18 protein-coding genes are annotated in these 26748 nt (G+C 59.2%); 10 read left to right on the forward strand and 8 right to left on the reverse strand.

Annotated elements, in window-relative coordinates; all coding sequences use genetic code 11:
- Nucleotides 1–256: 256 nt before the first annotated feature.
- From ACL2XQ_RS16645 to ompF (ACL2XQ_RS16680), 8 genes are all read left to right on the forward strand, one after another.
- Nucleotides 257–1870, forward strand: coding sequence for a sensor histidine kinase (locus tag ACL2XQ_RS16645; protein ID WP_410014420.1), 1614 nt, complete (start codon nucleotides 257–259; stop codon nucleotides 1868–1870).
- Between the two features lie 4 nt (nucleotides 1871–1874).
- Entirely contained in the window at nucleotides 1875–2597 is a 723-nt protein-coding gene (gene dcuR, locus ACL2XQ_RS16650) for a two-component system response regulator DcuR (RefSeq protein WP_410014419.1), read from the forward strand.
- A gap of 286 nt (nucleotides 2598–2883) precedes the next feature.
- Nucleotides 2884–4224, forward strand: coding sequence for an anaerobic C4-dicarboxylate transporter (locus tag ACL2XQ_RS16655; RefSeq protein WP_410014418.1), 1341 nt, complete (start codon nucleotides 2884–2886; stop codon nucleotides 4222–4224).
- 80 nt (nucleotides 4225–4304) lie between these two features.
- Nucleotides 4305–5702 carry a class II fumarate hydratase gene (gene fumC, locus ACL2XQ_RS16660; protein WP_413723209.1) on the forward strand — a complete coding sequence of 466 codons (1398 nt, stop codon included), beginning with the start codon at nucleotides 4305–4307 and terminating at the stop codon, nucleotides 5700–5702.
- A 1462-nt stretch (nucleotides 5703–7164) separates the two neighbouring features.
- Nucleotides 7165–8838 carry an anaerobic glycerol-3-phosphate dehydrogenase subunit A gene (glpA, locus tag ACL2XQ_RS16665; protein ID WP_410014416.1) on the forward strand — a complete coding sequence of 558 codons (1674 nt, stop codon included), beginning with the start codon at nucleotides 7165–7167 and terminating at the stop codon, nucleotides 8836–8838.
- Entirely contained in the window at nucleotides 8828–10114 is a 1287-nt protein-coding gene (glpB, locus tag ACL2XQ_RS16670) for a glycerol-3-phosphate dehydrogenase subunit GlpB (protein ID WP_410016776.1), read from the forward strand. The genes glpA and glpB overlap by 11 nt, the downstream gene beginning before the upstream one ends.
- Entirely contained in the window at nucleotides 10098–11297 is a 1200-nt protein-coding gene (gene glpC / locus ACL2XQ_RS16675) for an anaerobic glycerol-3-phosphate dehydrogenase subunit GlpC (RefSeq protein ID WP_413739466.1), read from the forward strand. The genes glpB and glpC overlap by 17 nt, the downstream gene beginning before the upstream one ends.
- A 702-nt stretch (nucleotides 11298–11999) precedes the next feature.
- On the forward strand, nucleotides 12000–13091 hold the full coding sequence (gene ompF / locus ACL2XQ_RS16680; protein ID WP_410014414.1) for a porin OmpF: 1092 nt from the start codon (nucleotides 12000–12002) through the stop codon (nucleotides 13089–13091).
- Nucleotides 13092–13117: 26 nt separating this feature from the next.
- Here ompF (ACL2XQ_RS16680) and robA read toward each other — a convergent pair whose 3' ends face one another.
- Nucleotides 13118–14029, reverse strand: coding sequence for an MDR efflux pump AcrAB transcriptional activator RobA (gene robA / locus ACL2XQ_RS16685; RefSeq protein ID WP_410014413.1), 912 nt, complete (start codon nucleotides 14027–14029; stop codon nucleotides 13118–13120).
- Nucleotides 14030–14740: 711 nt separating this feature from the next.
- On the opposite strand from robA, the gene ompF (ACL2XQ_RS16690) reads away from it, so the two are divergent.
- Nucleotides 14741–15832 (forward strand): porin OmpF, encoded by a 1092-nt coding sequence (ompF, locus tag ACL2XQ_RS16690; protein WP_410014412.1) that lies wholly within the window; start codon nucleotides 14741–14743, stop codon nucleotides 15830–15832.
- A gap of 67 nt (nucleotides 15833–15899) precedes the next feature.
- On the opposite strand, the gene ACL2XQ_RS16695 is transcribed toward ompF (ACL2XQ_RS16690), so the two are convergent.
- Entirely contained in the window at nucleotides 15900–17219 is a 1320-nt protein-coding gene (locus ACL2XQ_RS16695) for an MFS transporter (RefSeq protein ID WP_413723212.1), read from the reverse strand.
- Between the two features lie 52 nt (nucleotides 17220–17271).
- Nucleotides 17272–18435 carry an L-talarate/galactarate dehydratase gene (locus ACL2XQ_RS16700; protein WP_413739467.1) on the reverse strand — a complete coding sequence of 388 codons (1164 nt, stop codon included), beginning with the start codon at nucleotides 18433–18435 and terminating at the stop codon, nucleotides 17272–17274.
- Nucleotides 18436–18641: 206 nt separating this feature from the next.
- On the opposite strand from ACL2XQ_RS16700, the gene ACL2XQ_RS16705 reads away from it, so the two are divergent.
- Nucleotides 18642–19601, forward strand: a complete 960-nt coding sequence (locus ACL2XQ_RS16705; RefSeq protein ID WP_413723214.1) for a LysR family transcriptional regulator — start codon at nucleotides 18642–18644, stop codon at nucleotides 19599–19601.
- On the opposite strand, the gene ACL2XQ_RS16710 is transcribed toward ACL2XQ_RS16705, so the two are convergent.
- From ACL2XQ_RS16710 to ACL2XQ_RS16730, 5 genes are all read right to left on the reverse strand, one after another.
- A complete protein-coding gene (locus ACL2XQ_RS16710; protein ID WP_413723215.1) occupies nucleotides 19598–21298 on the reverse strand; it encodes an EAL domain-containing protein in 1701 nt (566 codons plus the stop codon). The two genes, ACL2XQ_RS16705 and ACL2XQ_RS16710, sit on opposite strands and share 4 nt — an antisense overlap.
- A 200-nt stretch (nucleotides 21299–21498) precedes the next feature.
- On the reverse strand, nucleotides 21499–23034 hold the full coding sequence (locus ACL2XQ_RS16715) for an FGGY-family carbohydrate kinase (RefSeq protein WP_410014410.1): 1536 nt from the start codon (nucleotides 23032–23034) through the stop codon (nucleotides 21499–21501).
- 38 nt (nucleotides 23035–23072) lie between these two features.
- Nucleotides 23073–23933: a class I fructose-bisphosphate aldolase gene (locus tag ACL2XQ_RS16720; RefSeq protein ID WP_410014409.1), complete on the reverse strand. Its 861-nt coding sequence runs from the start codon at nucleotides 23931–23933 to the stop codon at nucleotides 23073–23075.
- Nucleotides 23917–25728, reverse strand: a complete 1812-nt coding sequence (locus ACL2XQ_RS16725; protein WP_413739468.1) for a glycerol-3-phosphate dehydrogenase/oxidase — start codon at nucleotides 25726–25728, stop codon at nucleotides 23917–23919. The genes ACL2XQ_RS16720 and ACL2XQ_RS16725 overlap by 17 nt, the downstream gene beginning before the upstream one ends.
- Nucleotides 25722–26717 (reverse strand): sugar-binding transcriptional regulator, encoded by a 996-nt coding sequence (locus tag ACL2XQ_RS16730; protein WP_413723218.1) that lies wholly within the window; start codon nucleotides 26715–26717, stop codon nucleotides 25722–25724. The genes ACL2XQ_RS16725 and ACL2XQ_RS16730 overlap by 7 nt, the downstream gene beginning before the upstream one ends.
- Nucleotides 26718–26748: the final 31 nt, after the last annotated feature.

Consider the following 26748-nt stretch of genomic DNA (forward strand, 5'->3'; position numbering starts at 1 on the left):
TATTCTGTTATTTTATTAAGTAAAATAATCCTCTACCGGAGATTATTTTCAGCCACGGCATAATCAGGCGCTGGTTTTATGCGCGCCCGCCGCTATTTTTGCCGGGAGTGTGAAGCAGACCCGCGTCAGAAGCAAGCAGAGTCTTTACCATCTTATTCATGGCGCGGCGTAATGATAACGGCAGCAAAATACCCCTCCTTCAGCCTTATTTTGTCGTATCATCCCGGGCAAGACGATTGGCGAACACGGAGAACACATGGCCAGAGACACCCGCAAAGCGCCGCTGACATTGAGCACCTCCGTCATTCTCATGGTATCGGGTGTCATCGTTTCCGTGCTGGTGGTGGTCCATATGCTGTTTTTCAGCCAGATAAGCGAACTGGCCGAGAACAACGTGCGGGATAAAGCCTTCGCCATCGCCCGCACCCTGGCGCAGGATCCCGAGGTGGTGCAGGGCCTGGGCGGCCAGGGCAATCCGGGCGCCATTCAGCAGGTGGCCGAAGCCGCGCGGATACGCAACGACCTGTTTTTTGTCGTGGTCACCGATATGAACCGGATACGTTATTCGCATCCGAATGCCGAACTGCTGGGTAAACTCTATGTCGGCGACGATATACTGCCGGCGCTCCAGGCGCGGGAACACCAGGCGATTAACCAGGGCACGCTGGGGCGGGCGCTGCGTATCTATACCCCGGTCTATAACGCCGCGCAGCGGCAAATCGGCGTGGTGGCGATTGGCATTTCACTGGATACGGTACAGACCATCGTCAACGGCAACCGCTGGAACCTGCTGTGGACCGCGCTTATCGGCGCCGCCGTGGGCGGTATCGGCACCTGGCTGCTGGTCAAGGCGCTCAAGCGCATCATGCTGGGATTCGAACCCCATGAAATCGCGCAACTGTTCGAGGAGCGCAACGCCATGCTGCAATCGGTCAAGGAAGGGGTGATTGCCGTCAACGCCGACGGCCAGATTACGCTTATCAACGACGAGGCCAAACGGCTGTTCAAACAGCACGGCCCCTGGGAAAACCTGCTGCTGGACGCGGCAAGCAAGAATTGGCCGGCGCAGCTCTATTTACGCAACGTGCTGCAAACCGGCAAGCCCCAGCGCGACCGGGAAAGCCATATCAACGGCAGCGTGCTGCTGACCAATACCGTGCCGGTGATCGTGGGCGAGGACATCGTCGGCGCTATTGCCACGTTTCGCGATAAAACCGAGGTGGCGCGCCTGCTCGAGCGTCTGGACGGCATGTCGGCCTATGCCGATACCCTGCGGGTGCAATCCCACGAATTTATGAACAAGCTGCATGTGATTCTCGGCATGCTGCATTTAAAAAGCTACCAGGCGCTGGAATCCTATATCCTGAAAACGGCCAATAATTATCAAAATGAAATCGGCACCCTGATTCGTATCGTCAAATCGCCGGTGATCGCCGGTTTCCTGCTCGGTAAGATTAACCGCGCCCGCGACCTTGATATCGGCCTGGTGATTACCGAGGACAGCTGGCTGCCCGATACCGATGATAACGACACCACCGCCTGCCTTATCACCGTATTGGGCAATGTGATTGAAAATGCCATGGATGCCCTGTCCGAGAGCGAAAAAGGCACGATCACCGTCAGTTTCCTCTATCGGGATGATATGCTGCTGCAGTGCACGGTGAGCGACGACGGCCCCGGTATCGACCCGGCCGTGGGGAACACGGTCTACCAGCGCGGTTTTTCCACCAAAGGCACCGGCCGCGGCATCGGCCTTTATCTTGCCCGGGAAGGCGTGGAACGGCTGGGCGGATGGATGGAATTTACGTCTGAACCGGGGGTGAGCACCCGCTTCGACATCACTTTGCCATATCGGATAAAAACGGGGTAACCCTATGATAAATACTCTGATTGTCGACGATGACGCCATGGTGGCCGAATTAAACAAATGCTACCTGAGCCAGGTCAGCGGGTTTCAATACCACGCCACCGCCTCCACCCTGCAGCAGGCGCGGTCGCTGCTGATGGCGGCCGGGGATAAAATTGATTTGGTGCTGCTGGATATTTATATGCAGCAGGATAACGGCTTGGATCTGCTGCCCATCATCCGTGAAATCAGCGAGCAAACCGATGTCTTGATTATTTCCTCGGCCACCGATGTCGGCACGGTGAAAAAAGCGTTCAAATACGGCGTGGTGGATTATCTTATCAAGCCCTTTCAGTTCGCCCGTTTTGAACAGGCGCTGGTCAGCTACCGCGAGGAGGTCAATTTACTCGACCTGCGCGAAAACTGCGCGCAGTCCGATATCGACCATTTAATTCACCATAAAACCGCCGACGCCGATCACGGCCATAAAAAATTGCCCAAAGGCCTGACCGTTATTACCCTGCGCACCATCGGCGAGTGGATTGAGCAAAGCAAGGATCGGGAATTTTCCACCGAGATGCTGGCCAACGCCATCAACATTTCCAAGGTCTCCTGCCGCAAATACCTGATATATTTGGCGGAGGCGGATATTCTTACCACCACCATTTTTTACGGCTCCATGGGGCGCCCGGTCTATTTTTATCGCTTATTGCCGGAAAAACTGGAGGCGCTGCGCCAGTGTTTCCAGTAAATGCCGCCCGCCGCATCATACCGGTGCGGCGGCGGCGGGTTTCGCCAGCAATAGTGTTTAATTCCCGCCCTTAAATCAAATTAATTATTTCACATCATAAGCATTAACATCTAAACAACAATATGATTTGCCTAAATAAGATTGGCTATAACATAAAAATATTAAATCATATTATTAACTAAAAAAAGCATCGGTATGTGATTCAGCACAATCATTGTGGTTTTAAACGGAGTTATTTGTTAAGCAGTGAATTTAAATAAAGTTATTAAACAAAGGAAAAGTACAAATGGCATTTTTTATTCAACTGGCCGTTATTCTGGCCTGTCTGTTATACGGCGCCAGAAAGGGCGGTATCGCCCTCGGCCTCCTGGGCGGTATCGGGCTGGTTATCCTGGTCTTCGTCTTCCATCTCGAACCCGGTAAACCCCCGGTCGACGTCATGCTGGTTATTATCGCCGTGGTCGCCGCCTCCGCCACCCTGCAAGCCTCCGGCGGCCTGGACGTCATGCTGCAAATCGCCGAGCGACTCCTGCGGCGCAACCCCAAATACGTCTCCATCGTCGCCCCCTTCGTCACCTGCTGCCTGACCATCCTCTGCGGCACCGGCCATGTGGTCTACACCATTTTGCCCATCATCTACGACGTGGCGATTAAAAATAATATCCGCCCCGAACGCCCCATGGCCGCCAGCTCCGTCGGCGCCCAGATGGGCATTATCGCCAGCCCCGTGTCGGTCGCGGTGGTCTCCCTGGTGGCCATGCTCGGCAATGTGTCTTTTAACGGCCGCCACCTCGACTTCCTCGACCTGCTGGCCATCACCGTTCCCTCCACCCTGTGCGGCATCCTGGCCATCGGCATTTTCAGCTGGTTTCGCGGCAAGGACCTGGATAAGGACGAGGTGTTCCAGAAATTTATCGCCGACCCCGAAAACCGCCACTATGTCTACGGCGATACCGCCACCCTGCTCAACCAGAAGCTGCCGCGCAGCAACTGGGTGGCGATGTGGATTTTCCTCGCCACCATCGCCGTCGTCGCGCTGCTCGGCGCGATGCCGCAGCTGCTGCCGGTGTTCGGCGGCAAACGGCTGTCGATGGTATTGGTTATCCAGATGTGCATGCTGTTTTCCGGCGCCCTGATTATCATCGCCACCAAGACCAACCCGGCGGCCATCTCGAAAAACGAAGTCTTCCGCTCCGGCATGATTGCCATCGTGGCGGTCTACGGCATCGCCTGGATGGCGGAAACCATCTTCGGCGCGCACCTGGCCGAAATCGAAGCCAGCCTCGGCGCCATTATCAAGGTCCATCCCTGGGCCTACGCGCTGGCGCTGCTGGTGGTCTCGAAGTTCGTCAACTCCCAGGCCGCGGCGCTGGCGGCGATTGTGCCCCTGGCCCTGGCCATCGGCGTCGACCCGGCCTATATCGTCGCCTCGGCGCCCGCCTGCTACGGCTATTATATCCTGCCGACCTATCCCAGCGACCTGGCGGCTATCCAGTTTGACCGTTCCGGCACCACCCATATCGGCAAGTATGTCATCAACCACAGCTTTATCCTGGTGGGCCTGCTTGGCGTGGGCGTCTCCAGCCTTGTCGGCTGGATCCTGGCCGCCGCCTACGGCTTTTTATAAACACGACTCGCATCGCGCGGCGCGGCGGATGGAACACCCGCCGCGCGATTTATTTTTGTTTATCGCATAAGGATCACATTATGGAAAATATCCGCACTGAAAAAGACTCCATGGGCGCCGTCGAAGTGCCCGCCGACCGGCTATGGGGGGCGCAGACCCAGCGCTCGCTGGAGCATTTCCGCATTTCGCAGGAAAAGATGCCGGCGGAGCTTATCGCTGCGCTGGCCATGACCAAACGCGCCGCCGCCCAGGTGAACCTGGACCTGGGCCTGCTGGCCCGCGACAAGGCGCAGGCCATTATCACCGCCGCCGACGAAGTGCTGGCGGGAAAGCATCCGCAGGAGTTTCCGCTGTCCATCTGGCAAACCGGCTCGGGGACCCAGACCAATATGAATATGAACGAGGTGCTGGCCAACCGCGCCAGCGAACTGTTGGGCGGGGAGCGCGGCGATACGCGCCTGGTGCATCCCAATGACGATGTCAATAAAAGCCAGAGCTCGAACGACGTGTTCCCCACCGCGCAGCATGTGGCGGCGGTGATTGCCCTGCGCACTCAATTATTGCCGCAGCTGGCTACGCTGCGGGCGTGCCTGGAACAAAAGGCCGAAGCATTCAGCGACGTGGTGAAAATCGGGCGCACCCATTTGCAGGACGCCACCCCGCTGACCCTGGGACAGGAAATTTCCGGATGGGCGGCAATGCTCGGCCACAGCGCGCGGCATATCGAGGCGACGGTACCGCATCTGAGCGAACTGGCGCTGGGCGGCACGGCGGTGGGCACCGGCCTTAACACCCATCCGGAATATGCCGTACGGGTGGCGAAGGCCCTGGCGGAGCTGACCGGGCAGCCGTTTGTCACCGCACCGAATAAGTTCGAGGCGCTCGGCTCTTGCGACGCCCTGGTACAAGGACACGGGGCGCTCAAAGGACTGGCCGCGTCGCTGTTCAAAATCGCCAACGACGTGCGCTGGCTCGCCTCCGGGCCGCGCTGCGGCATCGGCGAAATCGCCATCCCGGAAAACGAGCCCGGCAGCTCGATTATGCCCGGCAAGGTCAACCCCACCCAATGCGAGGCCATGACCATGCTGTGCGCCCAGGTTATGGCCAATGATGTGGCGGTGAACTTTGGCGGCGCGTCGGGCAATTTTGAACTGAACGTCTTCCGGCCGCTTATCTCGCATAATATGCTGCAATCCATCCGCCTGCTGGCCGACGGCATCAGCAGCTTTACCCGGCACTGCGCCGGCGGCATCGAACCCAATCGGGCACGCATCAGCCAACTGCTGAATGAATCGCTGATGCTGGTCACCGCGCTCAATACCCATATCGGGTATGACAAAGCGGCCGAGATTGCCAAAAAAGCCCATAAAGAGGGGCTGACGCTAAAAGCGTCGGCGCTGAAACTGGGCTATGTCTCAGAGACGGAGTTCGACCAATGGGTACGGCCCGAGGCGATGATCGGCAGCTCCGTTAAATAGGCCCGCGCGGCGCTTTCCCTGTAAAGCGTTTAAACTGATGTTCCCGCCGCCCGGCGTCCGGGTGGCGGATTTTTCCCCTGATAATGATTAAACCCGCGGAGGGTTGCGCTTGCGGCTTATGCTGTGGGGCGGGGTTTCGTTTGCCGTGCGTTAGGGGACCATGCGTCAGGGGGCGCTAGGGCATTCGCTTGCCGTGCGCTAGGGCATATGTCGCCTCGGCGAAGGTTTCGCTTGCCGTGCGTTCGGCGGTTATATGGAATGCCGGGTGCCGGCAAGCGACAAAGAGGCCGTACCGCGACGGCCTCCTTGACCTCCGCGCGCCCGGCAGATCGCGCGTCGCTGCGCGATACCTTCCGACGCCCGTTCCCCCGTTATGCACCGGCCCGTTATGCGCTCCCGGCGCAACGGGCCTTTCGCCGCTCCCAGCGGCTCATGCCGGGGGCACAGGCGCCGTCAGCGCGCTTTATGCCGGTCCACATGTCGCTGTTCGCACGGCATATTATGTAGCAATAGCGGCGCTGTTGTTTTGGATAAGGTCTGGCGTCGGAATGCGATTGACCGTTATGGAATACACCGGGTATGGAATGTATCTGACACAACGAAAAGTTGGACATATAGTCATACAGTCATGCAGTCATGCAGTAAGGCCATCATCATTCATCATTCAACTTTAAGCTTAAGTTTTAGCAATAAGCATTACGCTTTCAGCCATTAGCCATTAACCATCAGGCTGTAAACTTTAGCGCAAAATGAATACTGATACCTTTCCCGGTAAGTGCATGCCGCAAGAAACCCAAAAACGCTATTTTACTCACAGGCGATGGTGTTGACGTGGTGCCGGCATAGAGTGCGCCGGCGGCGCACATCGCGGCTGGATGAGCCGCCGGGAGCGGCGAAAGCTAAGGGCCGCGCCGGGAGCGCGTCCCGTGCGGTCCACAAAGCCGGGATGGGTGATGCCGGGCACCGCGCAGCGGCGCACGATCTGCCGGACGCGCGGAGGTCAAGGAGGCCGTCGCGGTACGGCCTCTTTGTCGCTTGCCGGCGCCCGGCACTGCATATAACCACCTCACGCACGGCAAGCGAAACCTTCGCCGAGGTGACATATGCCTAGCGCACCCTGACGCATGGCAAGCGAAACCCGCGCCACGGCAGCATAAAACGCCCCACAAGCCACAAGCGAAACCCCCACCGCAGCACCATAAACCACCCCCCAAGCCGCAAACGCCCCCCGCCGCATTGCCCCGCGTCCCTGCTTTCGGCCCGCGCTAAACGTCCGCCGACATTGCCCCGAGCCAACGAGCCAACGAGCCAACGAGCCAACGAGCCAATAAAGTAAGTAATCGCGCTTTTTATTTTCGTTTATTGTTCGTTATTGTTCTTTATCACACAAATCCTGTCCATTTTATGCGTTAATCCTACTATAACCATCCGCTCACTAGGGGATTAATCTATGGGAGAGAATATGAGCAACCGTTATTCCCATGAGGAGACGGACGTCATTATCATCGGCGGCGGCGCCACCGGGGCGGGGATCGCACGCGACTGCGCCCTGCGCGGGCTGCGGTGCCTGTTGCTCGAGCGCGACGATATCGCCGCCGGCGCCACCGGCCACAACCACGGCCTGCTGCACAGCGGCGCGCGTTACGCTGTCACAGACAGCGAATCCGCCCGCGAATGCATCGAAGAAAACCGCATCCTCAAACGTATCGCCCATCACTGCGTCGAGGCCACCGACGGCCTGTTTATCACCCTGCCGCAGGATTCGCTGGCGTATCAGCAACGATTTATCGCCGCCTGCCTGGATGCCGGCATCGAGGCGCAGGCCATCGATCCGCAGCTGGCCCTCAGGCAGGAACCGGCGGTCAATCCGGCGCTTATCGGCGCGGTGCGGGTGCCGGACGGCACCGTCGATCCGTTTCGCCTGACCACCGCCAATATGATCGACGCGCGCGAGCATGGCGCGCGTTTTTTAACCTACCACAGCGTCACGGGGCTTATCCGCCAGGGCGATCGGGTGCGCGGCGTGCGCGCGTTCGACCATGCCTGCGGCCAGACACATGATATTTACGCGCCGGTGGTCGTCAACGCCGCGGGGATCTGGGGACAGCATATCGCCGAATACGCCGACCTGCGCATCCGCATGTTCCCGGCCAAGGGCGCGCTGCTGATTCTCGGACACCGCATCAACAACCTGGTCATTAACCGCTGCCGCGCCCCGGCCGATGCCGATATCCTGGTGCCGGGCGATACCATTTCCCTCATCGGCACCACCTCCACCCGCGTCGATTACGGCGATATCGACCGGCTGACGGTCACCCCCGACGAGGTTGACCTGTTGCTGCGCGAAGGCGCGCTGCTGGCGCCGCGCCTGGCGCACACGCGCGTGCTGCGCGCCTATGCCGGCGTGCGGCCGCTGGTGGCCAGCGACGACGATCCTTCCGGGCGCAACGTCAGCCGCGGCATTGTCCTGCTGGACCATGCCAAACGCGACGGCTTGGAGGGCTTTATCACCATTACCGGCGGCAAGCTGATGACCTATCGCCTGATGGCCGAATGGGCGACGGATACGGTCTGCGCCAAGCTGGGCATCACCGTGCCCTGCACCACGGCGCAGCACGCCCTGCCCGGATCCAGGAAACCGGCGCAAGAGGCCGGGCGCGCCGCCGGCCCGCTGTCCGCCAGCATCTCCGGCTCCGCCGTTTATCGCCACGGCGATCGCGCCAACCAGGTACTGTGGGGCGACCGCCAGGCCAACAGCCTGGTCTGCGAATGCGAGGCGGTCACGGCGGGAGAAGTCCGCTACGCGGTGGAGGCCCTGAACGTCAATAACCTCACCGACCTGCGCCGCCGCACGCGCGTCGGCATGGGCACCTGCCAGGGCGAGCTGTGCGCCTGCCGCGCCGCCGGGCTGTTAACCCGTCTTAACGTCGCCACCCCGCGCCAGTCCATCGGCCAGCTGTCGGCGTTCCTGAATGAGCGCTGGAAAGGCATCAGGCCGGTGGCCTGGGGAGACGCGCTGCGCGAAAGCGAATTTACCAGTTGGGTCTATCGTGGCCTGTGCGGTTTGGACGGCGATGCCCGTCACGCCGCCCGGGACGATAGCCAAAAGAACACGGAGGCCGATGATGGAATTTGATGCCGTGGTAATTGGCGGCGGCCTGGCCGGGCTTAGCTGCGCCGTCAGTCTGGCGGAACAAGGCCACCGTACGGCGGTAGTCAGCGCCGGGCAAAGCGCGCTGTATTTCTCTTCCGGCTCGCTGGATCTGCTGTCGCGCCTGCCGGACGGCACGCCGGTGGCGTCCCCCCCCGACGCGCTGGCGGCGCTGGCGGAACAGGCGCCGCAGCATCCCTATAGCCTGCTGGGCGCGCGCGAGGTCATGGCCCGGGCCGCGGACGCGCAGGCGCTGCTGGCCCGTTGCGACATTGCGCTGACGGGCCGGGCGCAGCATAACCATCAGCGCATTACGCCGCTGGGCACCCGCAAGGCGAGCTGGCTCAGTCCCGAAGAGGTGCCGGTAACGCCCTGGGACGGCATCCTGCCCTGGCAAAGAGTGGCGGTGATAGACATCGAGGGTTTTCTGGATTTCGAGGCCAGCATCGCCGCCGCCTCCCTCGCGGCGGAGCAAGGCATACATGCCGTTGTGGCCTGCCTGCGCCTGCCCGCGCTCGACCGGCTGCGCGCCAATCCCAGTGAATTTCGCGCGGTTAATATCGCCAGGGTACTGGATTTGCCTGAGAATATCCCGGCCCTGGCCGCCGAGCTTGAACGCCTGGCGGGGGACGCGCAATGCCTTATTCTGCCGGCCTGTATCGGACTGGACTCGCCGCAGCCGCTTGAACGGCTGCGCGGACTCGTCAATCGGCCAATCTACCTGCTGCCGACCCTGCCGCCCTCGCTGTTAGGCATCCGGTTGTTCCAGGCGCTGCGCCGGCGCCTTAACCGGCTGGGCGGCGTCTTTATGCCGGGCGACAAGGTATTGAAGGCGCGGTTCGCGGGCCGGCGCATCATCAGCGTTTCCACCCGCAACCACGCCGATATCCCGGTGCGCGCGCGCCAGGTGGTGCTGGCCAGCGGCAGTTTTTTCAGCAATGGACTGGCGTCCACCCATGAGCGGGTCTATGAACCGGTGTTTGGTCTGGACATGTTTGGCGACGGGGAGCGGGATACCTGGAGCCGCGCCGATTTTTTCGCCCCCCAGCCCTATCTGCAGTTCGGGGTTAAAACCGATGACCGCCTGCGGGCGCTGCTTGGCGGTGAACCGCTGGAAAACCTGTATGCCGTCGGCGCGGTGCTTGGCGGCTATGACCCGTTAAGCCAGGGCTGCGGCGCGGGGGTTTCTTTGGTAAGCGCGCTGCACGCCGCGGGAAGGATCGCCGTTACGCTTGAGGAAAATCATGAGCCTGCCCTTTGATAACAGCTTTGAGAGCTGCCTGAAATGTACCGTTTGCACCACCTATTGCCCGGTATCACGGGTCAATCCGCTGTATCCCGGGCCGAAGCAGGCGGGGCCGGACGGCGAACGGCTGCGCCTGAAGGATCCGACGCTGTACGACGACGCGCTGAAATATTGCTCCAACTGCAAGCGCTGCGAGGTGGCCTGTCCGTCCGAGGTACGCATCGGCGATATTATCCAGCGGGCCAAGGCCCGCTACAGCACGCGCAAACCCAGCCTGCGCGACGCCATCCTCAGCCATACCGACATCATGGGATCCCTTTCCACCCCCCTGGCGCCGGTGGTGAATATGGCCACCGGACTGAAACCGGTGCGGCGGCTGCTGGATAAAACGTTAAAAATCGACCATCGCCGCCAGTTGCCGACATACTCATTCGGCACCTTCCGCCGCTGGTACCGCCAGGAGGCCGATATCCAGCGGCAGTATGCCGAACGGGTGGCTTTTTTCCACGGCTGTTTCGTCAATTACAACCACCCGCAGCTGGGCAAGGATTTGATCAGGGTGCTGAACGCCATGGATATCGGGGTGCAGCTGTTAAAACGCGAGAAATGCTGCGGCGTGCCGCTTATCGCCAACGGCTTTATCGCCCAGGCGCAAAAACAGGCGCGGGTCAACGCCGCCTCGCTTGAACACGCGGTGCTGGAGCACGGCATGGCGGTGGTGGGCACCTCGTCCAGCTGCATCCATGCCCTGCGCGAGGAGTATCCCCATCTGCTGGACGTGGATACGTCGGCGGTGCGCGAGCGTGTCGAGCTGGCCACCCGCTATATCTACCGCCGGCTCGAGGCGGGCAAAACGCTTGACCTGAAGCCGCTGCGGCTGCGGGTGGCCTACCACACCCCCTGCCATATGGAAAAAATGGGCTGGGCGCTGTATACCCTGGAACTGCTCAGGCGCATCCCCGGCCTCGACCTGGTGGTGCTGGACTCGCAGTGCTGCGGCATCGCCGGCACCTACGGTTTCAAATCGGAGAATTATGCCACCGCGCAGGATATCGGCGCCCCGTTGTTCCAGCAGATCGAACGCAGCGGCGTCGACCTGGTGATGACCGACTGCGAAACCTGCAAGTGGCAAATCGAGATGTCCACCGGCAAGCCCTGCGAGCATCCGATAACGCTGCTGGCCCGCGCGCTGGCCTGACCTCCCCGGCCGCGCCGGGGATCGGGGGGTTACCGATGGCCGCCCCAACCGATCGCCGCATGCCGGGCGGTTGCGGGCGGCGCCTTCCCGCCTCTGGGCCAGGCGCATATATTCCCGCACCCGGTTGCTGACAATGTCACCGCCGGCCGATTACCGCCGGCTTTGCATCCCATGATTTGATAACACAAGAATATATTCATTAAAAAAAATTGTTATTTAAAATTCATTGCTTGTTTCGGCTTAAGATACCCATGAATAAATGCGTTAAAATTATCCCCCCCGGACCAGGCAGCCTATATCGGCATGCCCGCCGTAAAGTTTTAATACCATTAATAGCGCAATTACAATTGATTACCCTATGGATACCAGTAACTACCTATTCAGTGAAAAAATCTGATTATTGCCGTAATATCCAATACCTTGCTGAATGCCGCTTAAGTTTTTTTTATTAATTTCCTTTAAAGCAGTGAATTATAATATTTATGACGAGATCACAAAACCTAATATTTAACGTTCCGTTTATTAAAAAAAAGGCGTTATTATTTTATCTCCCAATGGTGCTTCCTGTGTCTGCTTGATGCGCTTCCGCCCTGGCCGCGGGATGAAAAAGGCCAGGGCAACACACCCTTATCTCCGGTATGCAGGCAGTGGCGCGGGCTCACGTCCGTATTAAATAAAAATATTTTATAAGGTATCCCTCCGATGAAATATACCCTACTAGCAGTGATGATCCCGGCCCTGCTCGCGTCGGGGGCCGCAAGCGCGGCCGAAGTATTTAACAAAGACGGCAATAAACTGGATATGTACGGTAAAGTCGACGGCCTGCATTATTTCGCCGGTGATGACGGCTATGCATCCGATGGCGATCAGTCCTATGTGCGTTTCGGTTTTAAAGGCGAAACCCAAATCAATGATCAGGTCACCGGCTTTGGCCAATGGGAATATAATATACAAGCTAACAAAACCGAGGGCGGCAATGATGCCACCGACGGCACCAAAACCCGTTTGGGTTTTGCCGGCTTGAAATTTGCCGATTACGGTTCATTTGACTATGGCCGTAATTACGGCGTGGTGTACGATGCCCTGGGCTGGACGGATATGCTGCCGGAGTTCGGCGGCGAAACCGCTTACTCCGATAACTTCATGGTCGGCCGTACCACGGGTGTTGCCACCTACCGTAATACCAATTTCTTCGGCCTGGTCGACGGCCTGGGTTTTGCCCTGCAATACCAGGGTAAAAACGATCGGTCGGATATCGCCCGCGCGAACGGCGACGGCTACGGCGGTTCAATTTCGTATATGTCGCCCATCGGTGTCGGCATTGTCGGCGCCTACTCCTCCTCGGATCGCACCAATAGCCAGAATCTTGCTCCCTACGGCCAGGGCAAGCGCGCGGAACAGTGGGCGACGTCGCTGAAATATGACGCCAATAATATCTATCTTGCCGCCACCTATGGCGAAACGCGCAGGGCCACCTATATCAACGGCACAACCCCGGCCGGCGTCGGGGTGACGGGTTTTGCCAACCAGACTCAGGATATCCTGCTGGTGGCGCAATATCAGTTCGACTTCGGTCTGCGTCCGTCCATCGGCTATACCAAGTCCAAAGCGAAGGACGTCGAAGGCATCGGCAATGTTGACTTGATTAAATACTATGAAGTCGGCGCCACCTATTACTTCAACAAGAACATGTCGACCTATGTCGATTATATCATTAACCGTATTTACGAGGACAACCAGCTAAGCCGTAACCGCGGCAACGTCGTGGCGCTGGGCCTGGTATATCAGTTCTAGCCGGCCCGTAAGACACGCACATCCGGTTACGCCGCCGGTCCCTGTACTGGCATGACGTCGGCGGCGGCAGTCTGCAGAATGGGGATCAGGTAATCACAGTGGATTTCGCCGCTGCCGTCATCGTTACTGGATGACGGCCAGCGGTGGAAACGTTCGATATCATAGCCGTCGCGCCGCACCATGCGCATCAGCGGCAGGCAGACACTGTAGAGATCCATAATAAATCCCTGCAGCCCCCCGGCCGGCCCCAGGTAGGTAAACAAGGCATAATCGCCGGCGTTCAATGAAAGTTCCTGCAGATTATCGCTTTTGACCGGCAAAAACGCCGGTTCGGCGGCGGTGGTATAAAACACTTCGTTTTCACCGTTCTTATCAACGGCGGGACGCGAGTAGCACAGGCCGTAAACCACCGGCGGGCTGCTTTGCGCCTCTTCCAGGAAAGTGCGCCAGAACTGCGCGCGCAGCTCGGCACGGTGACGGCTTAACTGCTCCAGCGTGCAGGTGTAGCTGCGGGTAATGCCTTCCAGCCTCAGCGCCGGCAGCATAACGATTTCAGCCGGGGCATAGGCGCAGGAGGCGCGGCCTATCGGCGGCTGGATGCCGAAAAAATCCCAGCGCAACGAACGCCGGTAAAAGGCCGGCGTTTGCTGGAACTGCTTTTTAAACGCGCGGGTAAAGGTTTGCTGTGATTCAAAATGATATTGCAGCGCAATGTCCGCCAGCGACCGGCTGGTGAGACGCAGCGCCATGGCGGCATGGGACAGACGCCGGGCGCGGATATACGCGCCGAGCACCTGGCCCGTCGTCTCTTTGAATTTTCGCTGCAAATGCCATTTGGAATAACCCGACCTGGCGGCTACGTCGTCCAGCGATAGGGGTTTGTCCAACTGCTCTTCCAGCCAGGCCAGCAAATCGCCAATAATCCCGGATCGGTTCATAAAAAACCTTATGCCTCAAAATCTTTATATCGCGGTAGAATCCCCGATAAAAGAGAAATAACTAAAGCGATTATTCCCTGTTTAATCCCAAGATTCTATCTATTATTTTATTCATTAATCATGCTGTTATGACAGTTAATGCTTTTTTTGACGCGACATGCAGCGACTTTACATAAAATGACAATTCTCGCCTGAGATATAAGCAGTGTTAAATCTTTCGCGTGAACTATAAATGCTATTTTTGACCTTAAATGGCAATTGCCATACTATTAGGAATCTTTTTAACATATTGTGCCAAAATTATCCTCTGGTGCCTTTTTTAACGTTTGATGCTATTATCCACATAATAACAAATAGTTACTTTTAATAATATATTGAAAAACCATCCTGTATAAAAATGTCATTTTTAGCCGTAAGTGTTATTTTTGACATTTAGTGTCATATAACTTTTATATATTAATTGCAAACCAACGTCTTTGATTACAATAGTTAAACACCGATCACAAAATTTCATATTTTGCGTTTCGCTTTTTAAATAAATAGCGTTAATATTTCTTCTCCCATTGGTGCTTCCTGTGTCTACTCGATGCGCTTCCGCCTTGGCCACGGGATGAAAAAGGCCAAGGCAACAAATCCTTATCTCCAGTGTTCAGGCAGTGGCGCGGGCACAGGCCCGTATTAAATAAAAATACTTTATAAGGTATCATTTCGATGAAATATAGCATCCTTGCAGTGATGATCCCGGCTTTGTTAGCGTCGGGAGTAGCCAGCGCGGCTGAGGTGTATAATAAAGACGGCAATAAACTGGATTTGTACGGCAAAGTGGACGGTCTGCATTACTTTGCCGATGACGATGGCTACGCGTCCGACGGCGATCAGTCTTATGTGCGTTTCGGCTTCAAAGGCGAGACACAAATCAACGATCAGCTGACCGGTTATGGCCAATGGGAATATAACATCCAGGCTAACAAAACCGAGGGCGGCGACGATGCCACCGACGGCACCAAAACCCGTTTGGGTTTTGCCGGCTTGAAATTTGCCGATTACGGTTCATTTGACTACGGCCGTAATTACGGCGTGGTGTACGATGCCCTGGGCTGGACGGATATGCTGCCGGAGTTCGGTGGTGAAACCGCCTACACCGATAACTTTATGGTCGGCCGTACCACGGGTGTTGCCACCTACCGTAATACCAATTTCTTCGGCCTGGTCGACGGCCTGGGTTTTGCCCTGCAGTACCAGGGTAAAAACGATCGGTCGGATATCGCCCGCTCGAACGGCGACGGCTACGGCGGTTCAATTTCGTATATTTCGCCCATCGGTGTCGGCGTTGTCGGCGCTTACTCTTCCTCGGATCGCACCGATAGCCAGAACCTGGCCACCGTTGGCCAGGGCGACCGTGCCGAACAGTGGGCGACCTCACTGAAATATGACGCCAACAACCTTTATCTGGCCGCCACTTATGGCGAAACCCGTAACGCCACCTATATCGACGGCACGACCCCGGCCGGCGTCGACGTGGTGGGCTTTGCCAACAAAACCCAGGATTTCCTGCTGGTGGCGCAATATCAGTTCGACTTCGGTCTGCGTCCGTCCATCGGCTATACCCAGTCCAAGGCTAAGGACGTTGAAGGCATCGGCGACGTTGACTTGATTAAATACTACGAAGTCGGCGCCACCTATTACTTCAACAAGAACATGTCGACCTATGTTGATTACATTATCAACCGCATCGACGACGATAACTCCCTTGGCGTCAACAGCGGCGACGTTGTGGCCCTGGGCCTGGTTTATCAGTTCTGATTCAAGTGTCGCATTATCGACGGCCCGCAGCGATGCGGGCCGTTTTTTTTCCATTGTTGCGATCCCGCTATTCGTTTATCTCTAACCGTTTAAGCGGACCGACGATAAAAAGATAGGCGCAGGTGCCGGTGATGCCCATCAATCCGACGTACAAAATGGCGTAATCAAACGAACCGGTGGCCGACAGGATATAGCCAATCAGCAACGGCGTGATAATACTGGCGATATTACCGAAAAAATTAAACAATCCGCCGGCAATGCCCAGCACTTCCTTGGGGGATGTGTCGCTTAATATGCACCAGCCCAAATTGCCGAATCCCTTGGCAAAAAACGCCACGCTCATGACAAACACCACGACAATATCAGAACTCACAAAATTGGCGCCGACGATCGCGCTTGAAAGCACCATCCCTGCCATGATGGGCGTTTTACGCGCAAAAGTCAGGCTGCATCCTCTCCTGAGCAGGTAATCTGAAAACAATCCGCCCAGGATACCGCCGATAAAACCGGCCACGGCGGGAATGGACGCCACCATTCCCACTTTGATAATGGTCATACCCCGCGCCTGGTAAAGATAGGTGGGAAACCAGGTCAGAAAAAACCAGGTAATCGACGTGAGGCAGAACTGGCCGATATACACCCCCACCATCATTCGGTTGCAAACCAGCGCCTTGACATGCCGCATGTTGATTGCCGAGGCGTTACGCGCCGCGCTCAGATCGGGAATACCGCCGCCGGAACGGATATAGTCTATCTCGGCGGCGTTAACGTCCCGATGCCGCACCGGATCGCGCACATACCACAGCCAGGCGAGACCGATGGCGATGCCGGCGCTGCCAATATAATAAAAAATATAATGCCAACTCAGCGTTTGTAGGATCCAGGTCATCAGGGGCGTAAAAAGCGCCAGGGAAATATATTGCGCCGCGGAATAAATGGACGTGGCGAACGCGCGTTCCTTATTGGGAAACCATTGCACCGTCAGGCGACTATTGGCCGGAAACGCCGGTGCCTCCACCGCGCCCATCAGGAAGCGCAGGACAAACAGAATAATAAACGGCGAGGTAAACAAATAGACGTAACCCTGTAACACCGTAATCGCCGACCAGACGATCAGGGCAACGCCATAGACTAACCTCGCCCCCAGTTTATCCAGCACCCAGCCGCCCGGGATCTGCATCAGTACATACGCCCAGCCAAACGCCGAAAACGCCCACCCCATAGTGCTGGCGTCAAAACCCAGTTCCTTACTCATAAATGGAGCGGCAACGGACAGGGTGGCCCGATCGACATAATTAAACACCGTGGCCAGAAAGATAAAGCCCAGGATGATAAACCGAATATTGGATTTTTTTACCTTAGCGACTGCCTTGTTTTCCAATGACATGTGGGTATGCTCCCATGGTTATTTTTTTGCTGTAGGGTACGTTTCGGCGTGATTAACAATCCCTTTTATCGATGGTAGCCCGCGCGACAGTCCATGCGGCGGATTGCTCATGCAGCGTAAAACCCAGTCCAGGTCGGTCAGGTACCATCATATGGCCATCGCGGATGATAAAGCGTTCGTTAAATACAGGCTCAAGCCATTCGAAATGTTCGACCCAGGTTTCATGGGCGTAGGCGGCGGCCAGATGCAGGTGAATTTCCATGACAAAATGCGGCGCCATCATAAGGCCGCGGTTTTCGGCCAGCGCGGCTATTTTCAAAAAGGGGGTAATGCCGCCGATGCGCGGGGCATCGTGCATCAGTAAATCAACCGCACCGGTATTGATATACTCGGCCACTTCATTGACGCTGGTGAGCATTTCGCCGGTGCCGACAGGCGTAATCAACTGTGCCGACAGCGCTCCGTGTCCCTCGACGTCATAGGCGTCAAGCGGTTCTTCTATCCACTGCAGTTCGAACTGCTCCAGCGCCTTTCCCATGCGCAGGGCGGTGGCGCGATCCCATTGCTGATTGGCATCCACCATCAGCGGCACGTCATCCCCCAGCGCCTTGCGCACCTGCTCGACGCGACGCAGATCCAGCCTGCGGTCAGGATGCCCCACTTTCATTTTGATGCCGCCCATACCGCGCGCCAGGGACTGTGCCGACTTGTCGATGATTTCCTCCACCGAGGCCTGTAAATAGCCGCCTGAGGTGTTATAACACCGCACTTCATCGCGATGGGCGCCCAGGAGCTTGGCTAGCGTTAGTCCGGCCCGTTTAGCCTTCAGATCCCATAGCGCCGTGTCCATGGCCGCAATGGCTTGGGTCGCCACGCCGCTGCGCCCGACAGATGCCCCGGCCCAGATCAGCTTGCTCCACAGGCGGGCGATATCGTTGGGATCCTCGCCGATTAATGCCGGCGCCACCTCCCTGGCATGGGCAAACTGCGCCGGCGCGCCGGTACGTAGCGTATAGGTAAAGCCCAGTCCGCTGAAGCCCTGCTCGGTGTCGATTTGCGCAAACAGTAACGCCACGTCCTTTAAGGCTTTCTGCCGCCCGGTAAGGACTTTGGCATCGCTGACCGCAATGTTTAACGGCACGTTGACGGAGGATAATGTAATACTGCGGATATGATCGGATGAAGGGCGCTGGCCCCCGATGATGTGTTGCGCCATGGTTTTTCCTTGCTAGGTGGGTAAAAACACGCGCCGGCGTGGACGAATCACGGATGAGGCCATGACGGTCAAGAATAAAACTGACGTGACGTCATCAAAGTGTCCCGTATCGCACGTTTTTCCAGCGGCTCCAGCTGTTATCTTGTCCCGGGCGACTAATACTGTCTATTTCATTCAGGGCATGGATTAATACGGGAATTGAATCAATGTTTGAGTTAGGCCAGTTACGCTGCTTCACCACGGTGGCGATGGAATTGAGCTTCAGGCGGGCCGCGGAGCGGTTAAATATGACCCAGCCGCCGCTCAGCCGGCAGATACAATTGCTGGAACATCAGTTGGGAGTGCAACTCTTTGAACGCACTACCCGTTCCGTCATCCTGACACCGGCGGGAAGGGCCTTTTTTATCGAGGCCAATTATTTACTGGAACGTGCGCAAAGCGCCGTCGCCAATGTCAAACGGATCGCGCTGGGCGAGATCGGTGCTATTACTATCAGTTTCGTATCTTGCGCGGTATATGAATTCCTGCCGGGGGTGATCAACCGGGTGAAGTTAAGCCACCCGCAAATTGATATCAACCTGCGGGAGATGCCCACCACCGAGCAGCTGGAGGGAGTACGGTTACGTCAGGTCGATATCGGCATAGTACGCGCCGGCCACAGCCGGCACGGCTACCTATGCGAAAGCCTGCTAAAGGAACCCTTTGTCCTGGCCGTGCCGCGCGGCCATCCGCTGGCCTTGGCAGAGAAGATAGTACCGCGGGATCTGGATCGGCAACCTTTTATCACGTATGCGCTTTCGTCCTGGCAGCCTTTTTATGAACTCTTCGCCGGTGTATTCAGGGCAAACGACGTCCAGCCCCGCTACGTACACCAAATCGGCTCTACCGTCACCATTCTGTCACTGGTAAACGGGGGCATGGGGCTAGCGCTGGTTCCGGCCTGCGCCGCGCGTATTCGTTTTGAAAATGTGGTATTCAGGGAAATCGAGCTGGGTGAACGCATATTTAGCGAACTGTCGCTTATCTGGCGCGACGATAATGATAACCCGGTTTTGCCGGTGTTGCTGGACGCGCTGCGCCGCACGGTGGATGGCTCAGCGCCATGGCGAATGGCTAAGGCCGCCGCCGCGCATGGCCCTGGCGCCGAGGTTCATTACCGGGGCTAGCCTTTGATTTCCCGCTCGTTGTCCCCGTCCAATTGGCCGCTGCGGGAGATATCGCCAAGCAGTTGCTCCAGTTTTTCCTCCGACAGCGGTTTGGAAAATAAGAACCCCTGCAGCTGGGTACAGCCGGCGTCCACCAGAAATTGCTGCTGCTCGGGCGTCTCCACCCCTTCGGCAATCACCTCGAGGTTCAGTTTTACCCCCAGGTGGGAGACGGCGGTGACGATGGCGGCGGTGTCCTTTAACTGGGTGACGAACTGCACGAAGGAACGATCGATTTTTACGCTGTCGACGACGATATCTTTCAGCAGGCTGAGGCTGGAATAACCGGTGCCGAAATCATCCAGGGAAATCCGCACCCCCGCCTCGCGCAGCAGGACCAGTTGATGTTTGCTGTTGGCATCGGAATTCATGATGGCCGTTTCGGTAAGTTCCAGCTCCAGGCGTTCCGGCGGGAAACGCAGCTCGGCCAGCAGCGCCAGCACCATACGGGCGAATCCGCCGTCGCGCAGCTGAATAGGCGACACGTTGACCGACAGCGATAAATCGCCCCAGCGCAGCATCTCGCGGCACGCCTGGCGCAGAATAAACTTGCCCAGGGGAATAATCAGCCCGGTTTCCTCGGCCAGGGGCACGAACTGCACCGGGGAAATTTCGCCCAGCTCCTCGTCATGCCACCGCGCCAGCGCCTCTACGCCGATAATATGGTTGTCGGCGGCGCGAATCAGCGGTTGGTAGGCGCAGGTAATATCCCGGCCCGACGACAGGGCGTTGGCCAGCGCCTTTTCCATGCGCCGCTTGCTGCTCAGGCTGGCGTCGAGCGACTCGGAATAGAAACAGTGCACGTTTTTACCCTGCCGTTTCGCCTCATACAGGGCGGCGTCCGCCTTGCGCAGCAGTTCGCCGGCGGTGATAACCGCCTCGGTAATCACCGTCACGCCCACCGATACCGTGACAAAAGGCGACGCGCCGGTCAGCGTAAACGGCGTTTGCGTCAGGTTGACGATCCGGCGGCACAAGTCTTCCGCCTGGGCGCTCGCGAGGGGGTTATCGGTGAGCAGGGAAAACTCGTCGCCGCCCATCCTGGCGACCAAGCTTGCCTCCGGCGCCACGCCCTGCAGCCGGCGGGCAAATTCGCACAGCACAAAGTCCCCGGCCTGGTGGCCGTAGGTATCGTTAATATTTTTAAAACCGTCGAGATCCATCAGCAGCAGCAGGCCGCCGGCATGCTTGCCGACCCCGGGCACCACCACCTGGTTGAGCTGTTCATAAAGCGCGGTGCGGTTGTGCAGTCCGGTCAGGATATCATGGTAGGCCAGGTAACGGGTCTGGGCCTCGGATTCGCGCAGGATGGTAATATCATTGAGCGAGACCAGCACATAGGGCACGTCATGAAAGATAATGCGCGAGCAGCGCACCATCATCGACGTCTGCCCATTGTTCCGGTTCAGCATCTGATGTTCGTATTCCACGTCTTCACCGGTTTCCAGAACGTAACGATCCCGCTCGGTAATGATGTCCACCAGCTTATCGTCAAGGCCGGCCAGCGGAGAATGCCCCAGCATCTCCCCCGGCGATTTACCGAATAATTCGCAGGCTTTGCGATTCAGGAACACCACCCGCTGCTGTTCATCTTTCAGGAATGTGGCGTCAGGCAGCGCGTTCAATACCGCCTGGCAGACTGCAAGATTATTAAACATGGCATGGGCATCCCGTATGAATCGGTACCCCAAGATTAGCAGATTTGTCCCTGCCTGCGCACAAGTTTACCGCCGGTGTCCCCGCGCTCACGAGACGATATGATCGGACGCGCGGTGTCGCCGCCAGGAAAGCGGGCGGCGCTCCCGGCCTGAGCGCGCCCCGGCGACAAACAGCTCCGCCCGATCCGGACGCGTCCGCGTCAGGATGGCGCGGCGGTGGCGGCCGCGGACGGCGTTTCCCGCCCGTCGGCTTCCTCGTCCCACAGATCGCCCATGGCCAGCTCCAGGCGTTTAAACAACCGGTAGCGGGTGGAATGGAAAGCGTGCAAAGCCTCGTCCGGCAGGTAGCCGGTCGGGGTAAGGGTGACCGCGTGGGCCACGCCCGCCGACATATCGGCATAGACTCCCACCCCGACCCCGGCGCAAATCGCCGCGCCCAGCGCGCCGGTTTCGCTACAGTCCGCCACCCGAATCGGGATGCCCAGCACATTGGCGAACATTTGCGGCCAGATGCAGCTGCGCGCCGCGCCGCCCGAGAGGGTCGCCCGCGTAAAGGGGATACCCGCGGCGCGCAGCCGGTCGATATGAGCGCGATGGGCGAAGGTGACGCCTTCAAACAGCGCAAACAGCATATCGGCGCGGGTATGCCAGCCGTTCAGGCCGTAAAAACCGGCTTTCGCCGGGCCGTCCTTGCGCCCGGAGTAGAGATAGGGATGGTATAACGGCAACTGGACGCTGGGCTTGACCGCCGCGACGCTGGCGCTGCAGCGCGCCGCGCCGCCGCCGTCGCGGCCGTCGTCGAACTCGCGGATAAACCAGTCCAGGTTGGCGGCGGAGGTGGCGCTGGCTTCGATGGCCATATAGCGGTCCCGCTCAATAATGGAATTCATAAATACCGGGCGCCGGTAATTTGGCGCGTCCACGACCACCTGGTTGATGCTCCAGGTGCCGGCGACTATGGACGCCTCGCCGGTATGCACCACCCCAGAGCCGATGGCGCTGGCCACCACGTCGAAAATGCCCGCCACCACCGGGATGCCGCGCGGCAGGCCGGTAAGCCGCGCCGCCCGCGCGGTGACATGTCCCCTGATATCGCAGGATTCACGCAGCGCCGGCAGCAGCGGCAGCGCATCGGCCAGATCATAAAGCGCCATCAGTTCGGCATCATATTGGCGGGTGCGGTAATTGAGCAGGCCCGATCCCGCCGCGTCCGAGACCTCGCCCGACGCGACGCCGCTTAAGAAATGGCCGATCACGTCTTTGGCAAACAGCACCGTGCCGATGCGCCGGTACAGATCCGGGGCATGGCGCTTCAGCCAGCTGAGCAGCACCGGCGTGGCCGCGGCCCAGGGCTTTTGCAGGCAGCATTGATAAATGGCCCCGGCAAGGCCCGCCTGTTCCAGTTCCCGCACCAGGCCGGCGGCCCGGCTGTCGATGGACTGAATGCCGATAAGCGGCTCCCCTGCCTGATCGAGCGCATACAGGCCGTTGCCGTGACCCGCCGCGCCCACGGCGATAACCTTACGCGGATCAACGGCTGCGCGCGCCAGGCAATCGCGGATCGCCTGCGTTGCGCCCTGGTAGATATCCGCCAGCGGACGTTCGGCGTAGCCGGGGCGGGGTTGATGTGTGGCGCCGCCGCGCTCCGCCACCGCCAGCACCCGGCCGCGCAGGTCGAACAGCACGGCTTTGATCATGGTATTACCGGCATCTATACCTAACAGACATGCGTCCATATAACGTCTCCACAGAGAAGGGTACGATGGCGCACGGCTTAAGCGCCGGAACCGGCCTGGCCGCGCCGGTAGATCTCAAACGCGGTGGGACCGTCGGCGCCCTGGTGGATAATGGCCATCAGGGCCCTGACCACCTGGGCGGGATTACTGTGCTGGTACACGTTGCGGCCATAGACCATGCCGCTGGCGCCCTGGGCCATCAGGCCGGCGGTTTTTTCCAGCACCGTCTCCAGCCGGCCCTTGCCGCCGCCGCGAACCAGCGTCGGGCAGCGGGCGGCCTGCACCACGCGGTGGAAATCCTCCACCCGGTCGGTGGGATCGGCCTTGACGATATCGGCCCCCAGTTCCCGGGCCAGGCGCACCAGCGGCACGATTTTCTCCACATCGCCAATCGAGGCGTAGGCGGCGCCCTGCCCGGCCGGGGCCATCACCAGCGGCTCTATCATCAGCGGCATGGCGTATTTATCGCAGGCATGGCGCAGGCGGCCGATATTTTCCACGCACTGGCGGAAAATGCCCGGTTCGTCGGGGATCATATACAGGTTAACCACCACCGCCGCCGCGTCCAGTCGCAGCGCGGCCAGGATCGGCTCCTCCGGATTGTGCAACACCGCCCACATCTCGCGATGGCGCGCGCTGTTGTAGGCGTTGCCCACGTCGGCGCGCATCACCAGCGCCGGCTTGCCGGGCTGGTCGACCCCGGCCAGCAGATCGGCCTGGCCGTAATTAACCTGGATGGCGTCCGGCCCGGCGGCGACCAGGCTGGCCATCACGGCGGGCATATCCTCCAGGCCGACGAGGAAATCCGGCTCGTTGGCGATACCGTGATCGATGGCCACGTCCAGGCAACGCCCCTGGCGGAACAGACGGCTCATGCGGGCTTTAGGATTGAATGACATCGTGCGCTCCTTGGGCGGATGGATGGGGGATGGGTTGCGGCGCGGGCGCTGCCAGCCGCGCCAGGCCGTGACGCCCGGCAAGGCTCTCCAGGGCGGCGGCAAGGCTGGCGCGCCGTTCATCGTCGCTTAAGCCCAGCGCCTGCGCCACGATTTCCGTGACTTCGGCGACAAGCTCAGGGGTCAGTTCGCCGGCGATGGCCATGGCGGTGCGGCGCACCAGCACATCTTCCGGCCTCACCACCTGCTCGCGGGCGATCAGGAAGCGCAGCTCATTGACCGTATAGCCGGGATGATGGCGCAGCGGACGATCGGGCGTTCGGGTGACGAAATCCAGCAGCGCGGTCACGCGGCCGCCGTAACGGGATACCCATTGGGCCACCCGCGCCGCATCGCTATGATAATGCGCCGCCAGTTCCCCGATCCAGGCCGGTCGCTCCGCCTGGCCGGGTAAATCCCGGCCGCCGCCGATGGCCAGGTCTTCCGTCGTCACCCGGCGCCGCTCGCCCAGGTGGCGCAGCGCCAGATCCGCCGCCTGGGCGCCGAAGGCGCGGAAAGTGGTCCACTTCCCGCCCACCAGGCACAGGGTGGTAAACGGCCGCCCGGGCGCAGGGGGAATGACCTTAAGGGAGTGATTGCGGGAAATGCGGCCGTTCACGGTGGTATCGCTCACCGGCAGGGGACGGATGCCGCAAAAGGTATACAGGATCTCCTCGTCGGCGATGGCGATACGCGGAAAGACAAAGCGCAGCGAGTCGAGGATATAGCGCTTTTCATCCTCCGCGCAAATCACGTCGTCCGGATCGTCGGTGCGGATATCCGTAGACCCGACCAGCACATTGCCGAAGTAGGGAAACAGAATGCATACCCGCCCCTCCTGGTTTTCGTAATACACCATGCCGCCGTTTAACGCCGCCAGCAGCCGGGCGTTGCGCACGATAAGATGCGACCCCTTGGTGCCGCCGATAAGCCGCGGCGCCGGGGCCGCGGGGCTCAGCACCCCGTTAAGCCGGTCAATCCAGGCGCCGGTGGCGTTGATCACCAGTTCCGGCGCCAGGGTAAAGGTTTCGCCGCTCTGGCCGTCGCGCAGGGTCACCACGCCGTCGTCCATGCCCGCCAGGCTAAGATAATTGATCGCCAGCGCCTGCGGATTGGCCCGTTCGCTGTCCTCGATAAGTTCGATCCCCAGCCGCTCCGGATAGTTGATCCAGGCGTCATAATAGGTGGCGCTGCATTTGACCCAATCGTTGAATTCCGGCCATTGGCGACGGGTTTCGCCGCCGCCCGTCAGCCGATGGCGTGGCATGGCGCCCTGCGCGCGCGTATACAGATCGTAGAGCGAAAGGCCGGCCTTGATCACCATGGCCCCCCGGCGCGACGGCCGCTCGGTCAGGCCGACAAAGCGCTTGCCGGCGTTCACCAATCCGGAACAGTAGGAATCAATGGGCACAGTGGTGCGCAGCGGCATTACATAGTGCGGGGCGTTTTTCAGCAGCCGGTCGCGCTCGACCACCGATTCCTTGACCAGGGCAAACTCACCGGTCTCAAGATAACGCAGCCCACCGTGGATCATGCGCGACAGCGCTCCGCTGGCCGCCTGGCACCAGTCCCCCTGCTCCACCAGAATGGCGGGAATGCCCTGCAGCGCCAGTTCGCGGAAGGTACTGATGCCGTTAATGCCGCCGCCGACGATCAGCACCGGCGTCGCGCGGCGGCGGCGCAGCTCGGCCAGGCGCCCGGCGCGGTCGGACAGGGTCGCCGCCTGCGGGTCTTCCGTGGAATTCGTGCTGTTTAACATGCTGCCTCCTGTTGAGGATCCGGCGACGACAGTTCGATAATGCCCGCGGCGGTGGATTCATCGGTGACGATGCCCTTGAGATAGCGTCCGCGCAGCACGCTGCTGGCCGGTTCGATTTTATCGCTGCCCGCCGCCACGGCAAACGAAAAGGGAATATGCCGCAGTTCTTCCAGGGTCAGGCTCACCAGCCGCTGGTTATCGGCAAAACAGGCGGGCTGTCCCTGCGCGTCCAGCAGATGCGCCAGCACCTCGCTGCGCGCCCCGCTGGTCTCGACGCTGGCTTGAGCATGCCGCACCGATGGGTTTAAATCATAATAACTGGAGCTGGAGGCATGGATCGATCCCAGGCCGACGATGGCGATATCGGCTTCGCGCGCCTGCTGCAACACCTGATGCACCTGGCTGACCTCCATCAGCATTTGCCGCTGCGCAGGCGTATCGGCAAAGAGCGGCGCGTGGATTTGATACGCCTTGCCGCCAAGTTTGGCCGCCAGTTCGGACGCCACATGGTTGACGTCGGTATAGTGTTTGCCCTGCACACAGCCCAGGGCGGGCACCACGTCGACGCGAAACCGGCGCGGCGTGGACAGGGCGTCCACCATGGCGCTGACGCCCTTGCCGCCGGTGAGGGCAATGGTATCGCCGTCCTTGACGCGGCTGAGCAGGAAATCCGCCGCCGCCGCGCCCACCACGTGCAAATCGGCGTCGTCGCCGCCTGTCACGTTGGGCGCCACCACCACGTCCTGCAGTCCGCCGATGCGCGCCAGATCCCGCTCCAGCTGATGGGCGGAAAGAAACGGCGAGCGGATGGTAATCTCCACCATGCCTGTGTCCCTGCCCTGGCGGATCATCCGGTTAACGGTGGCCACCGATAAATGGGTGTGTTCCGCTATCTCCGACTGCTTTTTACCGTCCAGGTAATACATCACCAGTACCCGGTAGATCTGGCGCGTCAGGGTAAACGACGGCGGCTCGATAAAATTATCCATTAACATCACTCCCGGAATCGCGAAGTAGAGA

The sequence above is a fragment of the Sodalis sp. RH14 genome (assembly GCF_047324285.1).
Classification (GTDB): domain Bacteria; phylum Pseudomonadota; class Gammaproteobacteria; order Enterobacterales; family Enterobacteriaceae; genus Acerihabitans.